The sequence below is a fragment of the Enterococcus sp. ZJ1622 genome (genome assembly GCF_011038845.1).
In the GTDB taxonomy this organism is placed as follows: Bacteria; Bacillota; Bacilli; order Lactobacillales; family Enterococcaceae; genus Enterococcus_B.
In genome coordinates, this window is sequence record NZ_JAAKDW010000004.1 from 60,433 (window position 1) to 87,173 (window position 26,741).

Sequence of the window (26,741 nt, forward strand, 5' to 3'; positions counted from 1 at the left end):
AGATATATCTCAATGTTATCTTATTTACTTTCTTTTTTCCACTTTTGGCGTATTTCTTTACTTGCGCTTCTTTAGAAAGAAAGTTATTCTATGGCTAAAAGGAGAGGATACCATGAAAATAGGATTCATTGGAACAGGAAATATGGCAAAAGCGATCATCACTGGACTGATCGAAAAGAAAACTGTCGCTAAAGAAGAGATTTTTGTCTCAAGCGGACATTTCGAGAATGCTCAGCGATTTGCTAAAAGCACAGGTGTCACTGCTTGTCGGACAAATCTGGAAGTCGCCGAAAAGGTTGACATCCTTTTATTAGCAGTCAAACCTAAAATCATCGATGCAGTACTGAATGAATTACAGGATTTCAGTCAAACCCGATTGTTTATTTCCATCGCTTCCGGGAAATCACTAGAAGATTTGACTACAGCATTGCATGCGCCTGATGCAGCAGTTGTTCGTGTCATGCCAAATGTCAATGTCAGTGTAGGTGCGGGTGTTTCTGCCATCTGCAAGAATGAAGCAGCAACTGACGAGCAGCTTGCACAAGCAACAAAGATTTTTGAAGCAATCGGTAGTGTATATCCTTTGGCAGAATCGGATTTCAGCACATTTATCGGACTTGCCGGCAGTTCTCCTGCATTCATCTATATGCTGATCGATGCCATGGGGCGCACGGGTGTGCTGAATGGCCTTCCTAAGAAAACAGCGACTGAGATTGCAGCAAAAGCGATCATGGGGTCCTGTCAAAAGTTCTTGTCTAGCGAAGAAAACCCATGGGAACTTGTGGATCAAGTCTCATCACCAGGCGGAACAACGGTAGCAGGTGTCGTTGCGCTGGAAGAAGCTGGTTTTATCCCTGCAATCATCAAAGGGATCAACGCAACGATCGAAAAAGATATCGAGATGCTCAATAAAAAATAAGCGTAAAAAAACACGTGATCAAACGGCTCTGCCGTATTGATCACGTGCTTTTGATTTGTTGTCGCATTTATTGGACGATCCGTTTTATTTTGCGTAATCGGTCGCTCTTGTTTCGCGGATCACGATGACTTTAATATGTCCTGGATAATCCAGTTCTTCTTCGATCCGTTTTCTGATGTCACGCACTAATCGCACAGCATCCAGATCGGAGATTTCTTCTGGTTTGACCATGACACGTACTTCGCGTCCTGCTTGTACAGCAAAACTGGATTCTACACCGGCAAAGCTGTTGGAAATATTTTCCAAGCTTCTCAAACGACGGATATAGTTTTCCAAAGATTCGCTTCGTGCACCCGGACGAGCTGCCGAAAGTGCATCTGCAGCTGCTACAAGGACTGAGATCACAGATGTTGCTTCTACATCTCCATGGTGAGAAGCAATGGCATTGATCACCACTGGATTTTCTTTGTACTTCGCTGCTAGCTCTGCGCCGATCTCCACATGGGAACCTTCGATCTCATGATCCAGCGCTTTACCGATATCATGCAGCAGTCCTGCACGTTTTGCCAGTTGGATATCTTCTCCTAATTCAGCAGCTAATATCCCTGCTAATTTCGCTACTTCCACGGAATGTTTAAGGACATTCTGACCGTAGCTGGTTCTGAAGTGCAATCGACCAACGATCTTGATCAAATCAGGATGAAGGGTATGTGCGCCCACTTCAAATGCTGCTTCTTCCCCATATTCGCGGATGCGTTCATCCATTTCTTTGCGAGATTTTTCGACCATCTCTTCAATACGAGCCGGATGGATACGTCCATCTTGTATCAATTTCTCCAATGTCATTCGTGCGATTTCTCTTCGGATAGGATCGAAACCGGAAAGCACGACAGCTTCAGGCGTATCATCAATGATCAGATCGATCCCTGTCAGTGTTTCGAGTGTTCGGATGTTCCTACCTTCCCGACCAATGATGCGACCTTTCATCTCATCATTCGGCAATGTCACAACGGAAACCGTCGTCTCGGAAACCTGATCTGCTGCGCAGCGCTGAATCGCTAACGACAATAAGTTTTTCGCTTTTCGATCGGCTTCTTCTTTTGCACGCTGTTCAGATTCTTTCACCATTAGAGTCAGCTCATGATTCAACTCTTCTTCAGTCGATTTCATGATTACTTCTTTTGCATCCTCTTTTGATAAACCAGCAATTTTTTCTAGTTCTTTTTGTTGATCTTCAATCAATCTTTCAACGTCTTTTTCTCGCTCTTCAATTAATTGCTGTTTTGAACTAAGTGCCTCTTCTTTACTTTCAAGTGAGTTCTCGCGTTTTTCCAACGAGTCATCTTTTCGATTCAGTGTCTGTTCGCGCTGAATCAATCGATTTTCTTGAGATTTTAATTCTAGTTTGCTTTCTCTCAGCTCACTTTCAACTTCAGAACGGTATTTCTGATTTTCTTCCTTAGCTTCTAACAATGCTTCTTTTTTTAGAGTTTCTGCTTCTTTCTTCGCACTATCGATAATACCAGCAGCTGATGATTGTGCACCAGCGATTTCTTTCTCATGACGTGACTTCGCAACCAAAAACCCTAAACCAAGACCGACAATTAAACCGATGATAGCGAGGAGAATGTTGAATCCCATAAAATCCACCTCCATACTATCTTTTTCATTTTTATCATCTATACAGCTTCTATGATAAATTATTCTAAACTTGTCAATATGCGTGTTTGCATAGGTGTACAAAAACATGCACAACTTTATTCTAATGTTTGTACCCCACAGTGTCAACTTTAAATAAACAAAGAAACTGCTTTCCTGATATTCACAAAACGATGGTTTTACAAAATGAAGAGAAAGTGATATGGAGAAAACACTAAATTCTATCTGTTATTTAGGAAAAGTCCTAGAAAATCTTCATCGTCAATAGGCCGCTTCTATCCTATTTGTGTTTTATATCTTTTCCACTTTTTCTGCAACCCAAAAAAGGATAGGACGCATTCAGCCCTATCCTCTCCAATCGCCGAACAAACGGCTAGGTGTTCTTTTATAAAAAATTATGCTTCGTCTAATGGAAGCTCTTCTTGTGCTTTTTCTTCTTCTGGTGCTTCGATTTCTTCGCCGATACCATAAGCTGCACGTACTAATGCAGAAACTTCTGCCATCATTTCAGGGTGGTTTGCCATGTAGATCTTGGCGTTCTCGCGACCTTGTCCGATACGGTCTTCTTTATAAGAATACCAAGCACCGCTTTTATCCACGATGTCTTTTTCTACAGCCATATCCAGCAATTCACCTTCTTGAGAGATCCCCAATCCGTACATGACATCGACTTCAGCGATCTTGAAAGGCGGAGCTACTTTGTTTTTGACTACCTTGATCTTTGTTCGGTTTCCGACGATATCCGTACCTTGTTTCAATTGTTCCGCACGACGGACTTCCAAACGGATCGTTGCGTAGAATTTCAATGCACGTCCACCAGGGGTGATCTCTGGGTTCCCGAACATCACGCCTACTTTTTCACGGATCTGGTTGATGAAGATAGCGATCGTTTTTGTTTTATTGATTGAACCTGAAAGTTTACGTAATGCTTGAGACATCAAACGTGCTTGCAGACCAACATGAGAATCGCCCATTTCGCCATCGATCTCTGCACGAGGTACCAAAGCGGCAACGGAATCCACTACCACGATATCGACCGCACCACTGGATACTAATGCATCAGCGATCTCTAAGCCTTGTTCTCCTGTATCTGGTTGGGAAAGGAGCAATTCATCGATATTAACACCTAATTTTTGCGCATATTGCGGATCTAACGCATGTTCAGCATCGATGAAAGCAGCAGTCCCACCGTTTTTTTGCACTTCTGCGATCGCGTGCAACGCGACTGTTGTCTTCCCTGAACTTTCTGGACCATATACTTCGATAATTCGTCCTCTAGGGTAGCCACCTACGCCTAAAGCGACATCTAATGCTAACGAACCGCTTGGGATCGTGGAAATCTGCTGATCGATCTTCTCGCCCAGTTTCATAATAGAGCCTTTACCATAGCTCTTTTCAATTTTTTTCAATGCAGCGTCTAAAGCTGCTTTACGATCATCTGCCAATACGATAATCCTCCTTATTTTCACAAATCAGAGCAACATTTCATTACACTTATAATATCGTTTTTGAAGAGAAAAAGCAAGAGAAAACCGAACAAATATTCGCATTTATTTCTTTCTTAAAAGTTGGCGTCTCAACAGATCAAATCCTTGCATCACGGCACTTTGTCTGATAGATGCTCGGTCTCTCGGGAAGAGGTATTCTTGTGAGATGACCTCGCCATCTCTTGATGCTACAGCGATCCAGACGGTACCTACAGGTTGGTTTTCCAGCATATCTGGTCCTGCTACTCCTGTAAAGGAAATGCTGTAGTCTGTATCTGCCAGCTTTCTAGCTTGGGTCGCCATCTGTTCTGCACATTCTCTGCTTATTGTTCCATAGGTGGCTAATAATTGGGGATCGATAGACAAGAAGCTTGCTTTCGTTTGCTCGGAATAGGTGATGAATCCTCCAGGGAATACTGATGAAACGCCCGGTATATCACCCAAGGCTGCTTGGAAGGATCCAGCGGTCAAGCTTTCTGCAGCAGTCAATGTCTGTCCGTTTTCTTTGAGAAGTCCGACTACGACTTTCGCTAAAGAATTGTCATCGCCATACCCATAGAAATATTCGCCTACTCGTTCCTGGATCTTTTCTTCCAGTGCAAGCAGTGCCTGGTTTCCAGCATGGGGATCAGTAGTTTTTACTGTCAGACGCAACGTGACTTCGTTTGGTTTGGCGTAAGGTGCGATCGTCGGATTGATCTGTGTTTCGATGAGATCTTTCAGTTCTGTGACTAAGCGAGATTCTCCGATTCCGTAAAAACGCAAGACCTTGGAAATCAGCTTTTCTTCTGATGGGAAATTCGCTTCGATGAGCGGACGCGCTTGTTCGATAAACATCGGCTTCAATTCACTTGGAGGCCCGGGCAATAAAAGATAAGAATGTTCGTCTGTCTGATAAAAGGTCCCTAATGCAAGACCTGTCCTGTTCGGCAGAGGGATACCGCCTTCGATGATCTGTGATTGCTGCAGATTGTTTTCAGTCATTTTGCGCTTCGTTGTTTCAAAGAAAGCCAGAAGCTTTTTATACCCTTCCGTATTCTGGATCAATTCTTTCCCCAGATGGGCCGCTGTAGTTTCTTTTGTCAGGTCATCTTCTGTAGGCCCTAGACCACCACATAAAATGATGAGCTCACTTCTGGTTTCTGCTAACTGGATCAGTTCCTCCAGACGCTTCTGATTGTCTCCTACCACTGTCTGATAGTAAACATCTATCCCAAGATCAGCTAATTGTTCGGATAAAAACGTTGCATTGGTATTCACCACCTGACCAAGTAAAAGTTCGGTTCCGACAGCGATGATTTCTGCTTTCATAAATGATCTCTCCCTTATATATAATACGCTAGTTAACGAAATATTTTTTTAGTGTCAAAAAAGAAGGTGAGAACTTTGCCTCAAACGGCTGCACTCTCTCACCTTACATCTAGGACTCGGGCATCAAAAGCCGACTTACATCGACCCTTTGAAGACACCGCTGTTTTTCATGAAATAATCTACTCCTGAATAGATAGTAAAGACCAGGCAGGCATACAGCATGATCTGATCTAAAGGCAGATTGATCAGGTTGAACGGGATATTGCTGATGAAAAGCAAAATGATTGCAACCATTTGAGTAGCCGTTTTTACTTTGCCCGGCCAAGCTGCAGCCATCACTTCGCCATGTTCGACAAGCAGCAGTCTTAAGCCGGTGACTGCTAGCTCACGACAGACGATAATCGCAACGACCCATCCAGGGGCTCTGCCTTGACCGACTAGCATGATAAAAGCAGTCATCACCAGCATTTTATCGGCTAACGGATCAGCAAATTTCCCAAAGTTTGTGACGAGACCTTGAGAGCGGGCAATCTTCCCATCTAACCAGTCCGTGATACTTGCTAAAGCAAAAATAACTGCACCTACTAGCTGTGTCACAGCCACAGTTGTTGTTCCTACTGTCAACTGCCCCCAATCCAGTGGCAGACCTACGACTAAAATAAAAATGGGGATCATGCAAATCCTGAGTACTGTTAATTTATTTGGTAAATTCACACTATCGACTCCTTTCTTCCCTATTCTACGTGACTCTTTCTAAAGTTTCCACCGATATTATTTACTTTTTCCTAACGAACGGTCAATAAGAACGCTTTATCGGAAAAAATCTAGAACCATCGCCCTTTTTCTCCCTGTTCACTCGGCAATGACAGACAGAAAAAAGGCTGGGATTTCGGATATCGTCCCAGCCTCTGACTATTACATATTTTGAATAAATGGTCGTATCACTGACAGCTGATCCATAAAGATCACTCAGCGTATTGCAAGGCAAGACTGACGTTTTTAGGGCTCAGGTTGTTTTCACCGGCATTCACCGGGATCTCTTCGCCATTTGCCTTGACGGTCGCATTGCTTGCAGCACCGATCGTAATCACCGCATTTGTTGCCGTTTCAGGTAATGGGGTACTTTGCGTTTCATTCGCCGCTAAAGTTGCTTGGTACACGTAGGCATTGTCTACCTGGACGCCGATCCATACACGATCCTTTGCTGTAAATTCAAGTGTGACAGGCTTCTTAGCCTCGGTGATATTCACTGAGATCGCACTGCCAGTGTCTTCCCCAGGGGCGATCGCCATCTTTTTTTCTTCCGTCGTCGATTCGGTCACAGACTCAACAGTCGAAGAGGCTGCCGTACTGCTTTCTTTCGCGGAAGAAGAAGTCTGCTCGACTGTCCCCTCTACTTTCAGTGAAGAAGCAGTGTCGCCGATGATCGGGTCGGATTGTCGATCCTGCCAAGTCATGTAACCTACGACCACGACGATCGCTAAAGCGACTAATCCTAATAAAATGACAGGCAGACTTGTCCAGAATTTACTTGGATGAGCTTCTTCCTGATGCAATGCTTTTCGTGAGCCATTCACCGTTTCAGGTTCGGGCCGGTCAACGATCGCGCCGTCATCTGTCAGCTTTCTTTTGCCATCAAAAACATCAACTAAATGATCACCATCTTCTCCTACTGCTTCTGCGTATTGTCGAATAAATGCACGAACATAGTATTTTCCCGGAAGCTGGTCAAAATCATCATTGTCGATTGCTTCCAGATAACGTTTTTGAATTTTCGTGATCTGCTGTAGTTCATCTAAAGATATTTTTTTATTTAAACGGGCTTGCCGTAGTTTTTCTCCGATGGTTTCAAAAGCCACTCGTTCATCTTCTCCAGTCTTTTTATTCTAGCCTGCTTTTTCAGGCCGTGCTATTGTATTGCATAGCAGGTTTTTCTTCAAAATAGTCGGTTTCTTGATTTTTATCTAACACCGACCTTCTTTTCAACTTACTTAAGAATACCACAAAAGGAAAGGTTCAAGAATCACATTCCCTCAAGTCTAAAATGAAATTTAAAACTTTTCCTGTTTCTTAAGCATATGTCAGTTGATGATCTGAGTTCATTACTTTTCTGTCGGTTTCATGAAGAATTCGCTGAACGCTTCTTCTTTGATGAACGCATGTCCCGCTGCCAAGATATCCTGCAATTGGATCGATTCAATGATCTCAGGCAAATCGAACAGCGTCCGATCACCAAAAAGACTCTGAGTAAACTGGTTTGCGATATATTCGATCGAATTCAAGGATTGGAAATATTGTCCTAACATTTTTTTCTTCAGCAAAGCCAAGTTTTCTTCCGTCAGCTCAGGATCTGTGGCAAAGCCGAGGATGATCTCTTTGACTTTTTCAGCTGCTTTTTCCGGTTCGTCTGTATCCCCGCTGAAATCAGCAAAATGGAATTCGCGATCCAGACTGAATTCAAACCCGAAACTGTCGTCGATCAACCCTTCATTGTACAGTCTCAAATAATTTTGCGAAGTATTCCCCAAAATCAGCTGGAATAGCAGATTGACAGCTGTCTTGTAGCGGAGAAGCTCAGTTCCTTCTTCTGGCAGTTCATCTAGTCCTTTGATACCTAACACGAATTTTTCTCTGGTGATTGCTGTTTCCAACGTATCTTTAGCAATGATGTCATTCGTATTCTCAGGGAAAAAGCGTGTCACTTCCTGTGCTGGTGGAAATTCTTTCGCTTCCTGATTTTCACGAATCAGCGCCATGATCTTTTCCGGTTCCATTTTCCCTACCACGAACAGCACCATGTTGCTAGGCTGATAAAAAGTGCGGTAGCAAGTATACAAGTCGTCCGCGGTGATTTTGTCGATACTTTCTACCGTTCCTGCAATGTCGATATGCAGCGGATGATTGGGGTACAAGTTGTTCAGGATACCAAAAAACAGACGCCAATTCGGATCATCTTCATACATCTGGATCTCCTGTCCAATGATCCCTTTTTCTTTATTGACCGTTTCTTCCGTAAAATAAGGTTGTTGGACAAAATCCAATAACGTGACTAGATTCTTTTCTACTTGATCAGTCGTTGAAAAAAGATAGCTTGTTTTTGTAAAACTCGTAAATGCATTAGCGGAAGCTCCTTGCTGTCCGAATAATTGAAAGACATCTCCTTCTTCTTTTTCAAACAGTTTGTGTTCCAGAAAATGGGCGATGCCGTCTGGTACTTTGATTCTTTTGTCTGTACCATAAGGGATGAACTCATTGTCGATTGATCCGTAATTCGTGCTGAACAAGCCGTACGTTTTATGATAATCGTTTTTCGGCAAAAGATAAACAGTCAATCCATTAGGCAAGACTTCGTGATAAAGGGTTTCGTTGATTTGACTATATTCTGTTTTATTCATTTGTATTTCCTCCAGCTAAAAAGAAGATTGCCTGTAATTCCACTTGTTTTGCCACCTTCTGGATATCTTCGATCGTGACGCTTTCCATACGGCTTAGCCACTCTTCATCCGTCAAACGCGTTTCAGGCAGCCACTGATCCAAATAGGCCGTCTCGACAGCGGCTTGCGGAGAATCTAGGGACAACAGATACTGGTTTTTCAGCATCGCTTTTGTCTGATTCAATTCCATTTCCGTTACCTCACCGTTACGCAAGCTTTCCAGCTGTTCATGGATGAGATGGAGGACCTGGTTCCGGTTCTTCCCGTCGATCCCAGTCTGCACGCTCATGAAGCCGCGGAATGTATCGACATTGCTAGAAGCATAATAGGCCAAGCTTTCCTTCTCACGAACATTCATGAATAGTTTCGAATGAGGGAATCCGCCAAACAAGCCGTTGAAGACCATCAAAGAAAAACGTTCCAGCTGATCGTAATAGATATTCGTTTGATAAGCTAAATTCAGTTTTGCTTGGACGACAGGCTCTTGGATCTGACGTTCTTTGATGATATTCACCTGTGGCTGTGAATAAAAGATTTCAGGATGTGCGGCTTCGCGATCTGCAAAAGGAAGCTGTTCTAAGGCTGTTCGTGCGGCTTCAGGATCGATATCCCCTACGACGAAGAGATCAATCTGATCGTTTGCCATCATTTCCTGATAGTAAGAAGCTAAAGAAGCAGTCGTTATTTTTTCAAGGTCTTCGATCGTACCGAAACTTGGTATCCGTTGTGCCGGTTCCTGCTCGAAGTATAAGTCCTGCAAGGCTAATGAAGCCATTGTCTGTTTGTCTTCATTCAGACTTTCGAGATACAGTTTCAAGTTGGTCTTTTCCAAATCGAAGGTCTGCTGATCGAATTGCTTGTTTTGGATATTCGGATAAAAAAGGACCTCTTTCAAAAATGCCACCGATTGAGCGAAAATATCAGAATCCTTGACGTATTCGCCATTCACAAAACTGATTCCAGCATTTACCCAATGAAGATTTCCCTTCTTTCTTACGGATAATCCGAAGTTCGCACCATAAAGCTCTGCCAGTTTGGCGCTCAACTGTGTCTGGTCAGGATAGTGTAAGCTGTTCGTTTCCAGCATGCTGCTGAGAAGGGATCGTTTTGTGATCACTTCTTTTTGGAGACGTGTGGTGAATCGGACAAAAATCCGGATGGTTTTATATTGCTTTGTCTGCAAGACATGAAGGTTCACACCTTCTGCCAATTTGTAGGTCATATGAAAGACTCCTTTTTGTAGCGGTTATTTAACTTATCTGAATCCCTGCTGTTTTGCTGACGGACGAGAACCGACCGCAGGATTCATTCATCTGATGTCCAGAAGAATCACTTGGTTCACAAACACCAAGTAAAGTTTCACTTTATAGTATAGCATAGAAGTGATGTATCTAAAGGATAAGAAAACTAAAAGCGTCTATTGGTTTTCTAATTTTTTATTCTTCGTTATACTAATATCATCACGAAGAAAAGGAGGAATTTCATGTTCAAGGAATTCAAGGAATTCATCATGCGTGGCGATGTGTTGGATCTTGCTGTTGGTGTCGTGATTGGGAGTGCATTCACTGGGATCGTCAACCAGATCGTCCAAGGTTTGATCACACCTCTTGTAGGCTGGGTCGTAGCTTTGATAACAGGCACTTCTGATTTGGAAGGCGCACTTTCTATTCTTGACTGGTCACCGACAAAAGGTGTGACTTTCGCATTCGGTGATGTGATCAGTGCAATCATCACATTTATCATTACAGGTTTTGTTTTATTCTTAGTCGTCAAAGCCGCCAATCATGCGAAAAATCTGCGTGCGAAAGAAAAAGAACAAGAAGAAGCTGCCGCGCCTACTGCTGAAGAGTATCTTAGCGATATCCGCGATCTTCTGGCAAGACAAGTGGCAGAAGACAATAGTCGACCTGCAGCTCAAGCAACAAAATCCTCAGACGCATCAAAGTAAATCCAAAAGCGCAGGACAACGTTGTTTAAGCAGATTCAGACATAAAAAAGAGGTTGGGATTTCGTTCGTCCCAACCTCTTTTTTTATTTCTCTTGTTTTTTTAACCCTTGTCTTCTTAAGCTTTTCGCATATCGATGTGCGGGATGTCATCTTCTAAATAAACATCAGAGACAGCTTCAAATCCGAATGATTCATAAAAAGAACGCAGATATTCTTGAGCACCGATCAGGATAGGCATTTCAGGATATTTCTCTTCGATCGTCTCGATAGTCTGTTGGACTATTTGTCGGCCCAAGCCATCTTTACGATACTTCTGGTTCACTAACACACGACCAAAGTGGATCGCATCTGCTTCTTCATAGATACGAGTATAAGCCAAGATCGTTCCGTCTTCATCTTCCAGATACGTATGCCATGCCCACTCATCGACTGCATCGACTTCCTGATACGGACAATTCTGTTCTACGACGAATACAGCGATTCGTTCTTGTACGATGCGGCAAAACTCCAATGTTGTTAATTCATCCAATTTCTTCACACGATATTCCAATACACTGATGCCTCCTGAATTTCTTTTTTATTTAGCATACCGATTTGCCTACAAAAAAGCAAACGAACCTTTATGTATCTCTTAGGCTCGTTTGCTTTTTAAACTGCTTCAGTTAAAAATTCGATTTCGACTGTCCGAGTAAGTACATCAGAATAGCTGTAGGATACTCGTTCAAAAGAATTTTCTTCAGGATCCAGATCAACGACGAATACTGAAGAGTAGGTTTCTGTTAAAACGCCGCGGCGTTCTGTTTGACGCTTTCTTCCTGTCTGAGCAACCAACATAATCGGGCTGCCGATACGACCTTCTAAATCTTTTTTGATTGTAGCTAAAGTTGTTGGCATACAGTTCACCTCAACAACTACTATAACATAGATCCTAAAAATTTTCAAGTTTACCATATAAAAAAAAGAAATGCAATAAAAATAATCGTGAGAAATGTTAATATTTTTCTAAATTATTCCTCATTATAATTCCTCAAGTGTTTTTTTATTTTCATCTTCACCCGGCTATAAGCACTTTTTACTTGTTTCGGCTCCATGGATAGCAGCTCTGCCATTTCGTCAAAACCGGCTCCTTGCATGTAGTGATGAAAGATCTGGGATTCTTTTCTAGAGAAACTGACTTCACAGTTTTCGATCGCTTCTTTTATCAGAAGATGCTGTACTGCCCACGGTTCCTGGGCTGTGATCTCTGCTAAAAAATCCGGGCCTTCTGTTTCGATTTTCTGTTCCATGGAAAGCTCGTCTTTCTGATCTCTGCGCTTCAAGGCATTTTGTTTGCGCAGCAAGGAATAGATTTGATTGCTGATGATGCTTTTATAATAGCTTCCAAAGCTCACTCCTTTGTTATTTTCATAAGTTCTCAAAGCTTGATACAAAGCGATCCTCGCTTCTTGTTCCCAATCCTCGCAACCATAATTTCTTAAATAGTATGCGCTTTTCAAGCGTAATAAGAGCGGAAAATATTTTTGATACAGGGTAGCAAATGCTTCTTCATCACCATCACGTGCAGCATGCAACAACTCCTCAGACATAAAATAATTCCTCCATAATTTCGATTATGGAGGAATCTTAACATCAATGTTTCCATTGACTAACCGTATACTAATGTTATTTATCTTTTCCCATTAAATCGTCCAGTTTTTGGGACAATTTTTTTAATTGTTCCTCACTCCAAGGAGAATTTCGTCGAAAATCGACAAAATGCATATCCCTGTTTTCTTGAGCGATCGTTTTTTCTGTTTTTTTAATCGTTTTGTACAGTTCATAGGCAGAGGTCCGCAGAGCGCCTTGGGAAAAGACCATCCACTGTTCCGCCAGATCACTGGTCGCAACCGTTACCTGTGTCAGCCGATCGTTCAGTTTACCGGCAATCCGCTCGATATAACTGTCTGCCGTCTCATCTTCTTTGGTGAAGACGACTTCCAGCTGATATCTCCTGTAATTTTGCTGTATCCCCGGGACTAGCTGTGCATCAAAAACGACGATCACTTCGATCCCTTCATACTTTGCATAATTGGACAAGCGGTGCAGCAGTGTTTCTCTTGCATCTGCCATTTTGTCCTGTTTTTTGAGCAGAACCAATTCTGGCCATGAGCCGATCATATTATATCCGTCTACGATTAGCAGCTGCTTCTTCATGCGTTATTCCCCCTGACGCTGAGTAAACGCCTGATACATCAAAAGCCCTGCTGCCACACCGGCATTTAGACTCTGGACATGTCCGACCATCGGAATGGTCAGTAATTCATCCATTTCCTTTTTCAATCCGGGGCTCATGCCTCGCCCTTCATTTCCTATCACTACGGCAATCGCGCCTTTCGCATTCCATTGTTGGAAGTTGGTTCCAGACATATCTGTGCCGAAAATCCAAAAACCTGTTTCTTTCAACTGCTGCACTGCTTGGACAAGATTCGTCACACGAGCGACAGGAACGTATTCTACTGCACCTGTCGATGTTTTCGTCACGATCGGGGTGATTCCTACAGCCCGATGTTTTGGGATGATGACGCCGTCGACACCACTCGCATCTGCTGTCCGTAAAATCGACCCAAAATTATGCGGATCTTCAATACTGTCCAAAATCAGAAAGAAAGGTGTCTCACTCTTTTCTTTCGATTGCTCGATCAGCTGGTCCAACGAAAGATATTCATAAGGTGTGATAGCTAATACGACACCTTGATGCACACCATGGTCGCTCAATGTCTCTAATTTCTGTTTAGGCACCCATTTGACAGGTACTGCTTGTTCTCGAGCGATCTCCTTCAGTTCTTCCACTTTTTCTCCGCGTGCATCTTCTTGAAGAAACAGTTTATTGCCTCGTCCTTGCTGTAAAGCTTCCACTGCTGCGTGATGACCGAAGACGAAATTGTCATCTACGACTTCCTCTTTGTCTGCATATACGGGCTTTTCGCGTTTTGGCTGTTTGTTTCGATTAAATTTTTCTGTTGTTTTTTTGCCTTCGAAACCACGTTTATTCTGATTTTTACGATTTTTTTCTCTATTCATTTTTCTCACCGACTTTCTGGATACACCAGTTGATTAGTTCTTCCATCCGTTTTGTTTGTTTCGTCAAATGCAGATAGCCCATCAGCGCCTCGAAACCTGTCGCGATACGATAGGTGGTGATATCTGCGTTCTTTGCTCCTGTGTGGCTTTTGGCGTTGCGGCCTCTGCGGTAATAAAGCTCTTCTTCTTCGGTCATCAGGTTTTCTTCCAGCATTTTTTTGATCAAATAAGCCTGCGCATTCGCAGAGACATAGTTTGTCGCTGCACGATGCAGTTTATTTGGTTTTGTTTCGCCCTGATCGATCAGAAAATCCCGGATATAGATCTCATAGATTGCATCACCGACATAAGCTAAAGCCAAACCATTCAATTGCGTGTAATCTCTCATGCTTCTCTTCTCCAACGGGTACCTTGTGGTGTGTCATCCAATAAGATCCCTTTTTCTTTTAATAAATCCCGAATCTCATCGCTTCGCGCAAAATCACGGTTCTTTCTTGCCTGTGTCCGTTCTTCGATCAGCTGCTCGATCTCTTCGTCTAGCAATTCTCCAGCGGTAAATAAAATACCGAAAATCGATAGCCATTGGGTAAACAACTCTTCTCCCTTAGCCAATACCACAGTAGATACCTCTTTTTGTTCCAGATACGTATTCAACCATTTGGCTAACTCGTAGACAACAGTGATCCCGTTTGCTGCATTGAAATCATCATCCATCTCTTCTATGAAACGTTTCTCTAACGCCGCTAAAGCGTCAAGATGATCGGTATCATCTGGCAGAGTATCTGCGGTATTTTGCTGACGGAATTTCAAATTATCGAAGGTATTTCGCAAGCGTTGGAGATTCGTTGCTGCATCTTTCATGGTCGTCTCACTGTAACGGATCGGACGGCGATATTGAGTCGTCGCCATGAAGAAACGCAAGACTTGCGGATCGACTTCTTGGATCATTTCATGTACTGTGATGAAATTCCCTAACGATTTACTCATCTTCTGGTCGTCTTCTCCGATCGTCACATACCCATTGTGCATCCAATAATTAGCAAATTTTTTCCCGGTTTTCGCTTCGCTTTGTGCGATCTCATTTTCATGGTGCGGAAATTCCAGATCTTGTCCTCCGCCATGGATATCGATCGTTTCCCCTAGATGTTTGGTTGCCATGACTGAACATTCGATATGCCAGCCTGGTCGTCCCTTACCCCAAGGCGAGTCCCATGAGATCTCTCCTGGTTTTGCTTTTTTCCACAACGCAAAATCTAAAGGATCTTCTTTTTGCTGCTGCTCTTCTCCTGTACGCTGGCTCGCACCGACTTCAAGCTCGTCGACCGACTGATCACTCAGCTTTCCGTAATTTTCAAAGCGACGGGTGCGGTAATAGACATCTCCTTCTGATTCATAGCCGTATCCTTTATCAATCAGTACTTGGATAAATGAGATGATATCCGGCATGTGGTCCATGACCCTTGGATGCAGTGTCGCTGGTTCAACATTCAAAGCTTTCGTATCTTCTTCAAATGCTTGGATAAATCGGTCTGCAACTTCTGGAGCAGTTATCCCCAACTCATTGGCAGCTCGGATGATCTTGTCATCGACATCGGTGAAATTCGAAACATAGTCCACTTGGTAGCCGCGGTATTCAAAGTAGCGACGAATTGTGTCAAAAGCAATCGTGCTGCGGGCATTACCGATATGGATATAATTGTAAACAGTTGGTCCGCATACATACATGCCGATGCGGCCTTCTTGTATAGGGACAAAGACTTCTTTCTCTCGTGTGAGTGTATTATAGATTTTTATCATTCTGATCTCCTTACCTTTTCTCCTTTTATTCGAACTACTTTTGCTGGAACGCCAACTGCGGTAGCATCATCTGGGATATCTCTCAGCACTACTGCGCCAGCACCAATTTTTGCGTTTTTACCGATAGTTACCGGTCCTAATATCTGTGCATTTGCTGAGAGCATCGCACCATTTTTGACTGTGGGATGCCTTTTCCCGGTTTCTTTACCTGTCCCGCCCAATGTCACACCATGAAATAAAACCACGTCGTCACCGACCTCCGCAGTTTCACCGATCACGATCCCCATTCCATGATCGATAAACACGCCTGATCCGATCCGTGCACCTGGATGGATCTCTACTCCCGTGATAAACCGCCAAAACTGCGCATTGATTTTTGCGAGCAGAAAAAGACGGTGTCGATACAAAAAATGTGACACACGATGCCAAAACAACGCATGGAAACCCGGATAAGTCAAAACGATTTCGATTGTCGAACGTGCTGCAGGGTCGTTTTTCTTTGCAGCAGCAATCGCACGTGTAAACCATCCCATTCTCTCCACTCCTTTCTTTCGCTTTTTATGTACGAATCACTTGTCTAAAAGGTAAATAAATAAGCGTCTTTTAAATAAGTTTCCTTATCAAAAGACGCTATTTGCGTGGTCCCACTTTTCTTCATAATCAAATGATTATCTCTGGCAGTTAACGTCTGCTGCACGTTCTTCGCTACTTTCCCACTTTTTTCGCAAAGCTGCATCGGTTTTGCCGAGCACACCTTTTTCGTGTTTTCGCGAAGACCACTCCCAGAGGCATTTCAACAGCTGATCATTAACGGCTTGCACCAACCGCCGTCTCTCTTGAAAATGATCAACTGTCTACTTTTTTCTGTTCATTGCGTTTCGTTTGTATTTAGTTCATTGCCTGGTTCAGATGTGCCAATGATTTTTCACGGCCGAGCAGTTCGATCGTTTCCGGCAATTCAGGCCCATGCATTTGTCCGGAAACAGCGACACGGATCGGCATGAAAAGATTTTTTCCTTTTACACCTGTTTCTTTTTGGACAGCTTTGATCGCTGCTTTGACAGTTGGTGCATCAACGATTTCCATTTGTTCCAATTGTGCTTTGAAAGCCGTTAGGACGGTTGGAACCGTTTCGCCTGCGAGTACTTCTTTGGCAGCATCGTCTAATACTGGATGTTCATTGAAGAACAATGTAGACAATCCAACGATCTCAGCAGCATAACTCATTTGCGGCTGGTACAAACGGATGATTTTTTTCACCCATTCGATCGTTTTTTCGTCTGGATTTTCATTTACTCGTCCATCTGCAATCAGATAAGGCAAGCACATATCCGTTAATACGTCCAGATCCATTTCTTTGATGTAATGGTTGTTCACCCATTGTAGTTTTTTCGCATCAAAAGCAGCTGGTGATTTGCTTAGACGTTTCGGATCGAACATCTTGATCAGTTCGTCTTGGTCGAAGATTTCGTCTTCCCCGACAGGAGACCAGCCTAACAAAGCGATGAAGTTGAACATTGCTTCTGGCAAGTAGCCCAATTCACGGTACTGTTCGATGAATTGCAGGATAGATTCATCACGTTTGCTTAGTTTTTTCCCTGTTTCACTATTGATGATCAGCGTCATATGCCCAAATGTCGGCGCAGTCCAGCCGAATGCTTCATAGATCATCAATTGTTTTGGTGTATTAGCAATATGGTCGTCGCCACGCAATACATGCGTGATTTTCATCAAGTGGTCATCTACTGCAACGGCAAAGTTGTACGTTGGCATTCCGTCACGTTTTTGGATGACGAAGTCGCCGCCGATGTTATCTGATTCAAAGGAAATATCGCCTTTGACCATATCTTTAAACGCATATTCTGTGTTGCGTGGAACGCGGAAACGAACGACGGATTCTAATCCTTGCGCTTCTTTTTCAGCTTGTTCTTCTGGTGTCAAGTTAGCACAAGTACCAGCATAATGAGGCATTTCGCCGCGTGCGCGTTGTGCTTCGCGTTCTGCTTCTAATTCTTCTTCAGTACAGTAACATTTGTATGCCCGATTGCTGGCAAGCAGCTGATCGATCAGGGGCTGATAAATTTCTTTACGTTCGGATTGACGATAAGGACCATATTCTCCAGGATTTTCAGGAGATTCATCCCAATCCATTCCTAACCATGCTAGGTTTTCCAGCTGGCTTTTTTCACCGTCTTCAATATTGCGTTTTTGGTCAGTGTCCTCGATACGAATAATGAAGTCTCCATCATTGTGGCGGGCAAACAGATAGTTGAATAATGCAGTTCGTGCATTCCCAATATGCAAATGCCCAGTTGGACTTGGTGCATAGCGTACGCGTACTTTCGTCATTTTCTTCCTCTTCTTTCAAACTAGACTTTGACTAACAGCAAAAAATCCGTCAGTTTCGACCTTCAACGAAAAATGATTGAAAGTCATTCACCCCAAATTTTACCTTTTGTAAGGTAAATAGTAAAGCCAACCGGCCGAATTTCCTCACCAGTTGGCTAAATTTATGCTTTATTTTGCTGTTTTTTTCTTATTTCGCCTTTTTTTCTGATTCTTTCTTGTTGTCGATCCCTCGTCCTGCATGTGCCGGCTTCGCAAAGATCATACGTCCTGCAGCAGTTTGCAGCGCACTTGTCACGACGACTTCGATGTGCTCATTCATGTAATGCTGTCCATCTTCTACGACGACCATCGTCCCGTCATCCAAGTAAGCGACCCCTTGTTGACGCTCTGTTCCGGCTTTTACAACCAGTACGTTCATGTTTTCCCCAGGGATCACGACAGGTTTCACTGCATTTGCCAGCGCATTGATATTCAGTACAGGTACATTCTGGAATTCAGACACTTTGTTCAAGTTATAGTCATTCGTCACGATGACGCCGTCCAAAAGCTTCGCTAACTTGATCAGTTTGCTGTCTACTTCACTGATGTCTTCAAAGTCCCCATCGTACATTTCGACAGAGATACCGTCTTCTTTTTGTAAGGCATTCAGGATATCTAGACCACGCCGGCCGCGTACTCGCTTCAAACTGTCTCCGGAATCAGCGATATACTGCAATTCATAGAGGACAAAGTTCGGGATCATCAAGGTCCCTTCCAGAAATCCGGTTTTAGCAATGTCATAGATCCGCCCATCAATAATGACGCTCGTATCTAAAATTTTATATTTGTGGAAGTTCTCGCCTAGTTTCCGTTCCAACAGCTGGCTTTCTACCTGACTGTCCGTTTCCTGTTCTGCTTTTTTGCTGCGCGAACCGAATACTTTCTTCCATTCATCGATCCTCGTTGTCCCCATTCTCATCCCTAGATACCCTAGAACGATCATCAACAAGATCGGAAGGACACTATTGACGAAAGGGATCTCCATATTGTAAAGAGGTGTTGAAATAATCACACCTAATGTCAGGCCGATGATCGTACCGATCGCACCGAACAGCAGATACGTCAAGCTGACCTCACTTAGTTTTTCTTCGATTTGTTTAATTACTGCTGAAATATGTTTTGCCAATAGTAAAGATAAAATAAAGAAAATAAGTGCGCCTAACAAACTATTGGTAAATGTATTATTCAGCCATCCGTTTGACTGCTGATCGACTGCCTGCCAAGCGCTAGGCAAAAATGAGATGCCTAAGCTTGCGCCGACAATGATCATCAGCAGTGTGATGACGCGTTTTTGCATATTCTTTCCTCCGTTTCAATGTATGTTTTTGGTTTAGCGAAATACTCGTTTCAGTGTCTCAGATAGGGTCGCTACCCCGACTACTTCGATTCCTTTCGGCGCTTCCCAGCCGCCAAGATTGTTTTTAGGCAAGTACACTTTGGTGAAGCCAAGCTTCTGTACTTCTTTCACCCGCTGCTCAATATGGCTGACGCGTCTGATTTCGCCTGTCAAACCGATCTCACCGATAAAACATTCGGTGGGCTGTGTTCCTTTTTCCTTGTAGCTTGAAGCGATACTTACAGCGATAGCTAGATCGATCGCTGGTTCATTTAATTTTACCCCACCTGCTGCTTTTAAGTAAGCATCTTGATTTTGCAGCAAAAGGCCCGCACGTTTTTCCAGTACGGCCATGATGAGGGAAACTCGATTAAAGTCTAGTCCTGTCGTTGTCCTTTTGGCATTCCCGAACATCGTGGGTGTCACGAGTGCCTGGATTTCTACCAAAATCGGCCGAGTCCCTTCCATTGCTACCACGATCGCTGAACCAGTGGCACCATCTAGTCGCTCCTCCAAGAAAATCTGCGAAGGGTTCGCTACTTCTTCCAAACCATGCTCATGCATCTCAAAAATCCCGATTTCATTGGTCGAGCCGAACCGGTTCTTGACAGCTCTCAATATACGAAAGCTATGGTGCTGTTCGCCTTCAAAATACAAAACGGTATCTACCATGTGCTCCAGCATCCTCGGTCCTGCGATCGAACCTTCTTTTGTCACATGCCCGACGATAAAGATCGCGATGCCATTCGTCTTGGCGATTTTCAATAACTCTGCAGTCGTTTCTCTTACTTGACTGACACTCCCTGCAACGCTTGTGATATCTGGCTGAGTCATTGTTTGGATCGAATCAATGATAACATAATCTGGGGATATATGTTCGATTGCACGACTGATCTCATTCATATCGGTTTCTGCGTACAAATAAAACTCGGTGTTGATCGAGCCCAATCTTTCAGCACGCAGCTTGATCTGCTCCGCACTTTCTTCACCTGATACGTATAAGACCTTACCACCGATTGCTGCCAGCTGTTGTGAAACTTGCAGCAGCAAGGTGGATTTCCCGATGCCAGGATCGCCGCCGATCAGGATCATCGAGCCAGGAACCACACCGCCTCCTAATACACGGTTCAATTCTGCTAATTGGGTTTTTACACGCGGTTCTTTTTTGGGGATGACATCCGCGATCTTGGTTGGTTTGGCTTTTTCACCTGTCAAGCTTGTGCGTGTTCGCCGGTCACTCGTATCTTGCTCGATCTCTTCTACCATCGTGTTCCATTTCCCGCAATTTGGACAGCGGCCTAAGAATTTCGGCGAAACATAGCCGCAATTCTGACAAACAAATTGGACTTTTGATTTTTTTGCCATACTACCGCCTCCTTCGAATCTATTATATCTATATTAAAAGCAACTTAAATTCATTTATCCTGATCAGAAGAACCGAATCCGCCTTGACGAGCTGTCCCAGTCTGATCCTGATCAGCTTTCAAAAACGGCAGGAAGATCCCTTGACCGATCCGTTCGCCTTTTTTGATCACTACGTCTTTCAAACCGAAATTTGTGAACTGGAACATGATGTGGCCTTCATTTGCCTCGTTATTATAATAATCGCTGTCGATCACTCCGACACCATTTGTCAGAATCAAGAACCGTTTCAGCGGGTTGCTGGAGCGATTCGCTAACTGCAGAAATTCTTCTTCTCCCATATAGGCTTTGATCCCAGTAGGTACAAGTACTGGTTTGATCGCTTTTTCGGCCGAAGAATGGTCTTCTTTTCCTAAAGCATCCGTTACCGCTGCTATGCCTTGTTTCAATCCCGCTTTCCAAACACTTGGGATGACGATTTCTTCTGCTGCCTCAAAATCATAGCCGGCTGCATGATGCGTGGCACGTTTTGGCAGATTGATCTGCTGATCTGCATATTTTGAAATGACTTCAAATCCTCTTTTTTTCACTGAATTTCCTCCCTGAACAAACTACTCCTATTTTAACATATTCATAATGACAAATGACTTTCTTTACAAATTCTTCATGAAAAACTACTAATTGCCCAGCTGCAGCAAAACCAACCGATTATTTTTGAAAAAAAGCCTATTTTACTGAAAAAAACGTCTTTTGCACATGACAGCGAAGCGTAAAACAAGTAGAATAGAACGAAATCATGAGTGTATATAATTAGTTGAGGTGTCCCATGCGTAAAGAAGTAGAAAAAGCAAACAGAATCATTATCAAAGTAGGAACGAGTACTCTGATCTATCCGAATGGAAATATCAACCTGGCAGCGATCGATCAGTTGGCTTTTGTTTTATCCGACCTTCGAAACCGCGGAAAAGAAGTCGTACTTGTTTCTTCTGGTGCAGTCGGCGTAGGCATGCACAAGATGAATCTATCGAAACGACCCGCTACGATCCCTGAGCAGCAGGCCATTGCAGCAATCGGTCAGGCAGAGCTGATGAATATCTATAATCAGCGATTCAATGTCTACAACCAGCAAACAGCCCAGATCCTTGTGACAAGAGACGTGATCGATTACCCCGAAAGCCGGAAGAATGTCATCAATACATTGGAACAGCTTTTAGCCATGGGGACGATCCCGATCGTGAATGAAAATGACACGGTCGCAGTAGACGAACTGGATCATTCGACGAAATTCGGGGATAACGATCAGCTGTCTGCTATCGTGACCAAGTTAATTGCCGCTGATCTTCTGATCGTCCTTTCTGATATCGATGGTTTTTATTCAGATGATCCTAGTACGAATCCTGACGCAAAGATGTATCTTACCGTCACTTCCATCGACAAAGAATTAATGGCACAAGCAGGCGGCGCAGGCAGTACGTTCGGGACTGGCGGCATGCACAGCAAGTTAAAAGCTGCTTTGAGGATTTTCGAAGCTCGGAGTACAATGGTATTAGCAAATGGTAAAAATCCGGCCATCATCTTCGATATACTCGCTGGTAAAGAAATCGGAACATTATTTAAGGAGGACCTATCATGACTGATTTAATTCAACTTGGTGAACAAGCAAAAAGAAGTGCACAGACTCTTGCCTTGATGAGCACAACAGAAAAAAACGACCTGCTCCGTCAAATGGCACAAGCACTCAACAAAAATCAAAATGCGATCTTAGAAGCCAATCAAAAAGATCTGGAAAAAGCAGAAGAAAACAACATCAGCGAAACAATGCAAGATCGTCTGAGACTGACACCAGAACGTATCCATGGCATGGCAGAAGAAATCATCAAAATCGCGCAGCTGGATGATCCGATCGGAAAAGTCGACAGTATGTGGGAAAATGAAGATGGCTTGCTGATCGGCAAAAAGCGTGTACCACTAGGGGTGATCGGCATCATCTACGAATCACGACCAAACGTGACGACCGATGCAGCAAGTTTGGCCTTCAAATCTGGGAATGCAGTGATCCTTCGCGGAGGTAAAGAAGCATTCTTTTCGAATCAGTTACTCGTCCAGCTGTTGCAGCAAGTACTTGTAAACGCAGGACAGTCGCCTCATGCGATCCAGTTTGTCGATGATACTTCGCATGAAACAGCAGAACAGCTCATGAAACTGACCGATTATCTAGACGTCTTGATACCTAGAGGCGGCGCAAAACTGATCCAGCGAGTGAAAGAACAAGCAACCGTTCCGATCATTGAAACTGGAACAGGAAACAACCATGTCTACATCGATAAAGAAGCACAGCTTTCGATGGCGACAGATATCATCGTCAACGCTAAGGCTTCTCGACCATCTGTCTGCAACGCAGCAGAAACGATGCTGATCCATTCAGAGATCGCGCCGTTCTTTTTGCCAACAATCGAAAAAGCATTGGTGGAACACGGTGTTTCCTTGCGGGCAGATGCCCGAGCATTAGACTATTTGGAAACAGCTTCCTTAGCAGACGATTCCGATTGGGATACGGAATATCTAGACTATATCTTAGCCATAAAAGTGGTGGATTCCCTTGACGAAGCAATCGATCATATCAATCGCCATAACACGAAACATTCAGAAACTATCGTGACCGACAGTTATGCTGCCAGTCAGCGATTCTTAAACGAAGTAGATGCTGCAGCAGTATACGTCAATGCTTCTACTCGCTTTACCGATGGCGCGGTTTTTGGCTTTGGAGCTGAAATCGGGATTTCTACACAAAAACTGCACGCTCGCGGACCAATGGGGCTGAATGAACTGACCTCGACGAAGTACGTCATTTACGGGAACGGGCAAATCCGCGACTAATGTTTCTTGTGAAACATTAGTCTGGTTTCCCGATTATAGTATTTCGTCGTTAAGAAGCTGCTCTAATTAAACATACGCATCTTTTTTCCAAAATCATCTAATTATTTTGTTCGATGAATTTCTCGACTGCATCGCAGCCACTGAAAATAGACTACGTATATCCGGCTGTTTATGTAATATACCAAGTTTTATATTTTATTTACGAATCGTTTTTATTCCATAGAAAGGTGCCACTATGTTCGAAATTTTGACTATTTTCATTGTTTATCTGATTTCGCTTAACCTCGCTGCATTTTTAGGTGTGGCTTTCTTGACCGTCTTTTTGCAATTCAAAAAAAGAGGTCAGAAAAGCGGACAGGAAAATCTCATCCGCTATTTGGACAAAATAGGTACAAAAGGCTGGTTTCTTCGATTGAACATCAGTTATATGTGCGCATTAGGTCTCTTAGCAGTAGCCAATTACTATTCTTTTTTTGACCATTCCATCGCATATACCATTACCTTATTGATCGCCGGGATATTCCATTTATCATTTAAATATCAGAAGCGAATCAAGAGGTTGTGACAACTGCGTTCTGCTTTGAGGAATAAGCTTCACTGAACAGAAAATAGCTCCTCATATTTTCTTGTTCAGTAAGCTTATTGCCGAGAAGCAGCAGTTGGAATACCGTTTATCAAGAAGTCGCAAAAAAGCGATTCTGCTTCAAGCAGTAAAGCGGTCAGATAAAAACAGGTTCTGCTGTTTTTTGTCTGGCCGCTTTTATTGTCTCAGTTACAACTTTTTTGCGTTTTTCTTTTAATTTCCGTACAGATCAGTCGTTTCATCTTCTGAAATCGCAAAACCGTCAAATGTTTCTCCATCATAATAACGAAGCAGTTCTTCCATCGACAAATTCATCGTTTTTTCTTTTTCCTGTATTTCAGCTTCTGCTAACAGCTGTTCCCGATAGCTCTGATAAGCGGTCGCCAATTTTTGCTGCATCTTTTGCTTCGATGCTCCTTCTGCATTGATTGTCGGCAATTCTTTGATATATCCGCGGTAAACAGGGCGATCATCTACAAACTCGATCGGCAGTTCAACTAACGTCAGCCCCACTTCACGAAAATCTTCTTCTAACATATTCGTTTCCCGCCTTTTTTGATCTTTACTGGATTGTAGCGCATAATCTCTCTGTTTTCCAGCCTTGCAAAAACAGCCAACATACAAAAAAAGGTTTACTGAGGGACGCAAGATGAAGAGCATCTCACTAACCCATCAATAAACCACGCTTTTTTATTCCTGTCCTTCTACTTCATTCGTTATAAAATATTGACGGTGATAAATGATGCAGATCACACTGATCAACACGATCACTCCAGCAAAGTAAAAGGCATAGCTTTCTCCCACATGTTCACCGATCAATCCTGCAATAAACGGTGCGAGAGCGCCACCGAAGAAACGGACGAAACTGTAGCTGGAAGAAGCCACATTTCGTTGCAGACCTGGGATTTCCATTGCGATCGTCGTTAATAATGTATTGATGATCCCTTGGAAAAAACCAGCCAAAATGATACTGATCGGTACTAAGATCTGCACAGATGCACCGAAACCTAACAGTACCAGACAGATAATGAAAAAGATAAATGCCGTCAGGATCGTTCGATAAGTCGTGAATTTCTTTTCAAGAGCAGGTGCTACGAAAATCGAAGCGATGGCCAACAAGACGCCCCAGCCAAAGAAAACAAACCCGACTTCTAGTTCTGTATAACCAACTAATAAAAATGGTGCATAAGCAAGCAAAGTAAAGAAACCAAAGTTATATAACAAAGCGATCAATCCGACTGAGCGAAGCTTGTGATTGCTCAATGCTTTGACCCCTTCCCAAAAACCGACTTTTTTCTTTGGTTTTTCTGTTTCAGGCAAAAGCAATGCTAATGCTGCAAAGCCGCAGAACATCAAAACTGCTACACCAAAAAACGGATAGCGCCATGAACCGCTACCTAGGATACCACCAACTAATGGACCTACCGCCATTCCGCAGCCAAGAGCTGCTTCATACATCATGATCGCTTTTTCTGTATTGCCAACTAGAATGCTGACGATCGTGGCTAGTGCGGTTGACACGAAAAGGGCATTTCCGACACCCCATCCTGCACGAAATCCGATCAAGGCACCGATCGTATCTGAGAAACCTCCTAGTGCGGAAAAGACAACAATGATCAGCAATCCAGCCATCAGTGTTTTTTTCAATCCGATCCGGCTAGACAAAAAACCAGTAAACAACATCACAACGCCTGTAACGAGCATGTAACTCGTGAATAGCAGCGTTGTTTCGGCTGGTGTCGCATTCAATTGTGCTGCGATCGTTTTTAAGATCGGGTCTACTAAACCTACCCCCATGAAGGCAATCATACAGGTTGCCGCAACGATGAAAGCAGAATTTTTCCCCTTCGTTTGTTCTTGTATCTCTATTTGATTCTCCAATATTCCCATTCCTTTCTTATATTAGAATCATACATGATTTATTTTACATGTCAATATGCACATGTAAACATTGGAAAATTTAATATGATATAATAAAAGAAATCAGACAGGAGGTCTTAGTTTATGAATACTTTAGCCTATATTCTATTATGCGTACTTTTGTCCAAACCTCGTTCAGGCTATGAGTTGAAACAGTTGATCACGATTTTTTGGGAAGCGCATCATAGTCAGATCTATACGACTCTTGCTAAGCTTGATCAAAAAGGATATGTCACTGTTCTAGATAAAGATGAGCATTCCCAAAAGAAAATCTATCACTTAACAGATGAGGGGCGGGCTTTGGTAGAAGAATGGCTCAAAGAAGAAACACCTGCTCCTACGCAAAAAGACGAATTTTTAGCAAAAATCTATGCTTTTTCTACACTAGATAAAACAACCGCTACCGGACTGCTATTTACTCGTGAACAGCAACTCCATAAGATCCTGCAAAAAAACCAGGGAAAACTAGCAGACCTGTCTCCCGATAAAAAGCAAGACTTTGGTCGTTACGTCGTGATCCAACGACGTATCCAGCTTTGCCAGCAAGAAATCCAGTGGTGTCAGCAAGTCAGGGAACAGATGCAGCAGTTTTTCGATTAGTGGACAACTAAAAAACCGCATGCGGTACACTCCTTTTTTGGAGATGTCCGTATGCGGCTT

At 43.2% G+C, this 26,741-nt stretch carries 27 protein-coding genes and 1 other annotated feature; of the genes, 6 read left to right on the plus strand and 21 right to left on the minus strand.

All coding sequences use genetic code 11. The annotated features are described in order from the left end of the window. Window positions 1–112: 112 nt before the first annotated feature. Window positions 113–919, plus strand: a complete 807-nt coding sequence (proC, locus tag G7Y42_RS04875) for a pyrroline-5-carboxylate reductase (protein WP_165005206.1) — start codon at window positions 113–115, stop codon at window positions 917–919. Window positions 920–1,003: 84 nt separating this feature from the next. Here proC and rny read toward each other — a convergent pair whose 3' ends face one another. The 7 genes from rny to G7Y42_RS04910 all read right to left on the minus strand — a co-directional run bounded on the left by rny (window position 1,004) and on the right by G7Y42_RS04910 (window position 10,032). Next, the gene (rny, locus tag G7Y42_RS04880; RefSeq protein ID WP_165005205.1) at window positions 1,004–2,560 is read right to left on the minus strand and encodes a ribonuclease Y; all 1,557 of its coding nucleotides are present in this window, start codon (window positions 2,558–2,560) and stop codon (window positions 1,004–1,006) included. A 413-nt stretch (window positions 2,561–2,973) separates the two neighbouring features. Further along, the gene (gene recA, locus G7Y42_RS04885; protein WP_165005204.1) at window positions 2,974–4,023 is read right to left on the minus strand and encodes a recombinase RecA; all 1,050 of its coding nucleotides are present in this window, start codon (window positions 4,021–4,023) and stop codon (window positions 2,974–2,976) included. Window positions 4,024–4,128: 105 nt separating this feature from the next. Continuing rightward, entirely contained in the window at window positions 4,129–5,376 is a 1,248-nt protein-coding gene (locus tag G7Y42_RS04890) for a competence/damage-inducible protein A (protein WP_165005203.1), read from the minus strand. Window positions 5,377–5,511: 135 nt separating this feature from the next. Further along, the gene (pgsA, locus tag G7Y42_RS04895; RefSeq protein WP_165005202.1) at window positions 5,512–6,090 is read right to left on the minus strand and encodes a CDP-diacylglycerol--glycerol-3-phosphate 3-phosphatidyltransferase; all 579 of its coding nucleotides are present in this window, start codon (window positions 6,088–6,090) and stop codon (window positions 5,512–5,514) included. Between the two features lie 251 nt (window positions 6,091–6,341). Beyond that, a complete protein-coding gene (locus G7Y42_RS04900; RefSeq protein WP_165005201.1) occupies window positions 6,342–7,235 on the minus strand; it encodes a RodZ domain-containing protein in 894 nt (297 codons plus the stop codon). 243 nt (window positions 7,236–7,478) lie between these two features. Next, entirely contained in the window at window positions 7,479–8,771 is a 1,293-nt protein-coding gene (locus tag G7Y42_RS04905) for a pitrilysin family protein (RefSeq protein ID WP_165005200.1), read from the minus strand. Beyond that, a complete protein-coding gene (locus tag G7Y42_RS04910; protein ID WP_165005199.1) occupies window positions 8,764–10,032 on the minus strand; it encodes a pitrilysin family protein in 1,269 nt (422 codons plus the stop codon). The genes G7Y42_RS04905 and G7Y42_RS04910 overlap by 8 nt, the downstream gene beginning before the upstream one ends. 261 nt (window positions 10,033–10,293) lie before the next feature. Here G7Y42_RS04910 and mscL point away from each other — a divergent pair, with 261 nt between their 5' ends. Continuing rightward, a complete protein-coding gene (gene mscL / locus G7Y42_RS04915; protein WP_165005198.1) occupies window positions 10,294–10,758 on the plus strand; it encodes a large conductance mechanosensitive channel protein MscL in 465 nt (154 codons plus the stop codon). A gap of 115 nt (window positions 10,759–10,873) precedes the next feature. Here the strand turns inward: mscL and G7Y42_RS04920 are convergent, their stop codons facing one another. From G7Y42_RS04920 to G7Y42_RS04975, 12 genes are all read right to left on the minus strand, one after another. After that, window positions 10,874–11,308, minus strand: a complete 435-nt coding sequence (locus G7Y42_RS04920; RefSeq protein WP_165005197.1) for a GNAT family N-acetyltransferase — start codon at window positions 11,306–11,308, stop codon at window positions 10,874–10,876. A gap of 98 nt (window positions 11,309–11,406) precedes the next feature. Next, complete coding sequence (locus G7Y42_RS04925; RefSeq protein WP_010750133.1) at window positions 11,407–11,652, minus strand: Veg family protein; 246 nt, start codon at window positions 11,650–11,652, stop codon at window positions 11,407–11,409. Between the two features lie 113 nt (window positions 11,653–11,765). Continuing rightward, window positions 11,766–12,344: a sigma-70 family RNA polymerase sigma factor gene (locus G7Y42_RS04930; protein WP_165005196.1), complete on the minus strand. Its 579-nt coding sequence runs from the start codon at window positions 12,342–12,344 to the stop codon at window positions 11,766–11,768. Between the two features lie 76 nt (window positions 12,345–12,420). Continuing rightward, on the minus strand, window positions 12,421–12,951 hold the full coding sequence (locus tag G7Y42_RS04935) for an NYN domain-containing protein (protein WP_165005195.1): 531 nt from the start codon (window positions 12,949–12,951) through the stop codon (window positions 12,421–12,423). A gap of 3 nt (window positions 12,952–12,954) precedes the next feature. Beyond that, window positions 12,955–13,818 carry a 23S rRNA (guanosine(2251)-2'-O)-methyltransferase RlmB gene (rlmB, locus tag G7Y42_RS04940; protein WP_165005194.1) on the minus strand — a complete coding sequence of 288 codons (864 nt, stop codon included), beginning with the start codon at window positions 13,816–13,818 and terminating at the stop codon, window positions 12,955–12,957. Then, entirely contained in the window at window positions 13,811–14,206 is a 396-nt protein-coding gene (locus G7Y42_RS04945; protein WP_165005193.1) for a Mini-ribonuclease 3, read from the minus strand. The genes rlmB and G7Y42_RS04945 overlap by 8 nt, the downstream gene beginning before the upstream one ends. Next, window positions 14,203–15,615: a cysteine--tRNA ligase gene (gene cysS, locus G7Y42_RS04950; protein WP_165005192.1), complete on the minus strand. Its 1,413-nt coding sequence runs from the start codon at window positions 15,613–15,615 to the stop codon at window positions 14,203–14,205. Before cysS ends, G7Y42_RS04945 begins: the two co-directional genes overlap by 4 nt. Continuing rightward, window positions 15,612–16,148, minus strand: a complete 537-nt coding sequence (gene epsC / locus G7Y42_RS04955) for a serine O-acetyltransferase EpsC (protein WP_165005191.1) — start codon at window positions 16,146–16,148, stop codon at window positions 15,612–15,614. Before epsC ends, cysS begins: the two co-directional genes overlap by 4 nt. A gap of 87 nt (window positions 16,149–16,235) precedes the next feature. Continuing rightward, window positions 16,236–16,496, minus strand: a binding site (T-box leader). A gap of 7 nt (window positions 16,497–16,503) precedes the next feature. Further along, on the minus strand, window positions 16,504–17,964 hold the full coding sequence (gene gltX, locus G7Y42_RS04960) for a glutamate--tRNA ligase (RefSeq protein ID WP_165005190.1): 1,461 nt from the start codon (window positions 17,962–17,964) through the stop codon (window positions 16,504–16,506). 187 nt (window positions 17,965–18,151) lie between these two features. Continuing rightward, window positions 18,152–19,300 carry a PIN/TRAM domain-containing protein gene (locus G7Y42_RS04965; protein WP_165005189.1) on the minus strand — a complete coding sequence of 383 codons (1,149 nt, stop codon included), beginning with the start codon at window positions 19,298–19,300 and terminating at the stop codon, window positions 18,152–18,154. A 33-nt stretch (window positions 19,301–19,333) separates the two neighbouring features. Next, a complete protein-coding gene (radA, locus tag G7Y42_RS04970; protein WP_165005188.1) occupies window positions 19,334–20,704 on the minus strand; it encodes a DNA repair protein RadA in 1,371 nt (456 codons plus the stop codon). A gap of 50 nt (window positions 20,705–20,754) precedes the next feature. Next, window positions 20,755–21,291 carry a dUTP diphosphatase gene (locus G7Y42_RS04975; protein WP_165005187.1) on the minus strand — a complete coding sequence of 179 codons (537 nt, stop codon included), beginning with the start codon at window positions 21,289–21,291 and terminating at the stop codon, window positions 20,755–20,757. 236 nt (window positions 21,292–21,527) lie between these two features. Between G7Y42_RS04975 and proB the strand changes: the two genes are divergently transcribed. The 3 genes from proB (at window position 21,528) to G7Y42_RS04990 (ending at window position 24,143) form a co-directional block, all read left to right on the plus strand. Beyond that, the gene (gene proB, locus G7Y42_RS04980) at window positions 21,528–22,334 is read left to right on the plus strand and encodes a glutamate 5-kinase (RefSeq protein WP_165005186.1); all 807 of its coding nucleotides are present in this window, start codon (window positions 21,528–21,530) and stop codon (window positions 22,332–22,334) included. Continuing rightward, window positions 22,331–23,578 (plus strand): glutamate-5-semialdehyde dehydrogenase, encoded by a 1,248-nt coding sequence (locus G7Y42_RS04985; RefSeq protein ID WP_165005185.1) that lies wholly within the window; start codon window positions 22,331–22,333, stop codon window positions 23,576–23,578. Before proB ends, G7Y42_RS04985 begins: the two co-directional genes overlap by 4 nt. A 235-nt stretch (window positions 23,579–23,813) precedes the next feature. Beyond that, on the plus strand, window positions 23,814–24,143 hold the full coding sequence (locus G7Y42_RS04990; RefSeq protein ID WP_165005184.1) for a hypothetical protein: 330 nt from the start codon (window positions 23,814–23,816) through the stop codon (window positions 24,141–24,143). A gap of 231 nt (window positions 24,144–24,374) precedes the next feature. Here the strand turns inward: G7Y42_RS04990 and G7Y42_RS04995 are convergent, their stop codons facing one another. Together G7Y42_RS04995 and G7Y42_RS05000 are read right to left on the minus strand one after the other, a co-directional pair. Next, entirely contained in the window at window positions 24,375–24,698 is a 324-nt protein-coding gene (locus G7Y42_RS04995; RefSeq protein ID WP_165005183.1) for a hypothetical protein, read from the minus strand. A 153-nt stretch (window positions 24,699–24,851) separates the two neighbouring features. Further along, a complete protein-coding gene (locus tag G7Y42_RS05000; protein WP_165005182.1) occupies window positions 24,852–26,051 on the minus strand; it encodes an MFS transporter in 1,200 nt (399 codons plus the stop codon). Between the two features lie 114 nt (window positions 26,052–26,165). Here G7Y42_RS05000 and G7Y42_RS05005 point away from each other — a divergent pair, with 114 nt between their 5' ends. After that, complete coding sequence (locus tag G7Y42_RS05005; RefSeq protein ID WP_165005180.1) at window positions 26,166–26,681, plus strand: PadR family transcriptional regulator; 516 nt, start codon at window positions 26,166–26,168, stop codon at window positions 26,679–26,681. Window positions 26,682–26,741 lie beyond the last annotated feature (60 nt).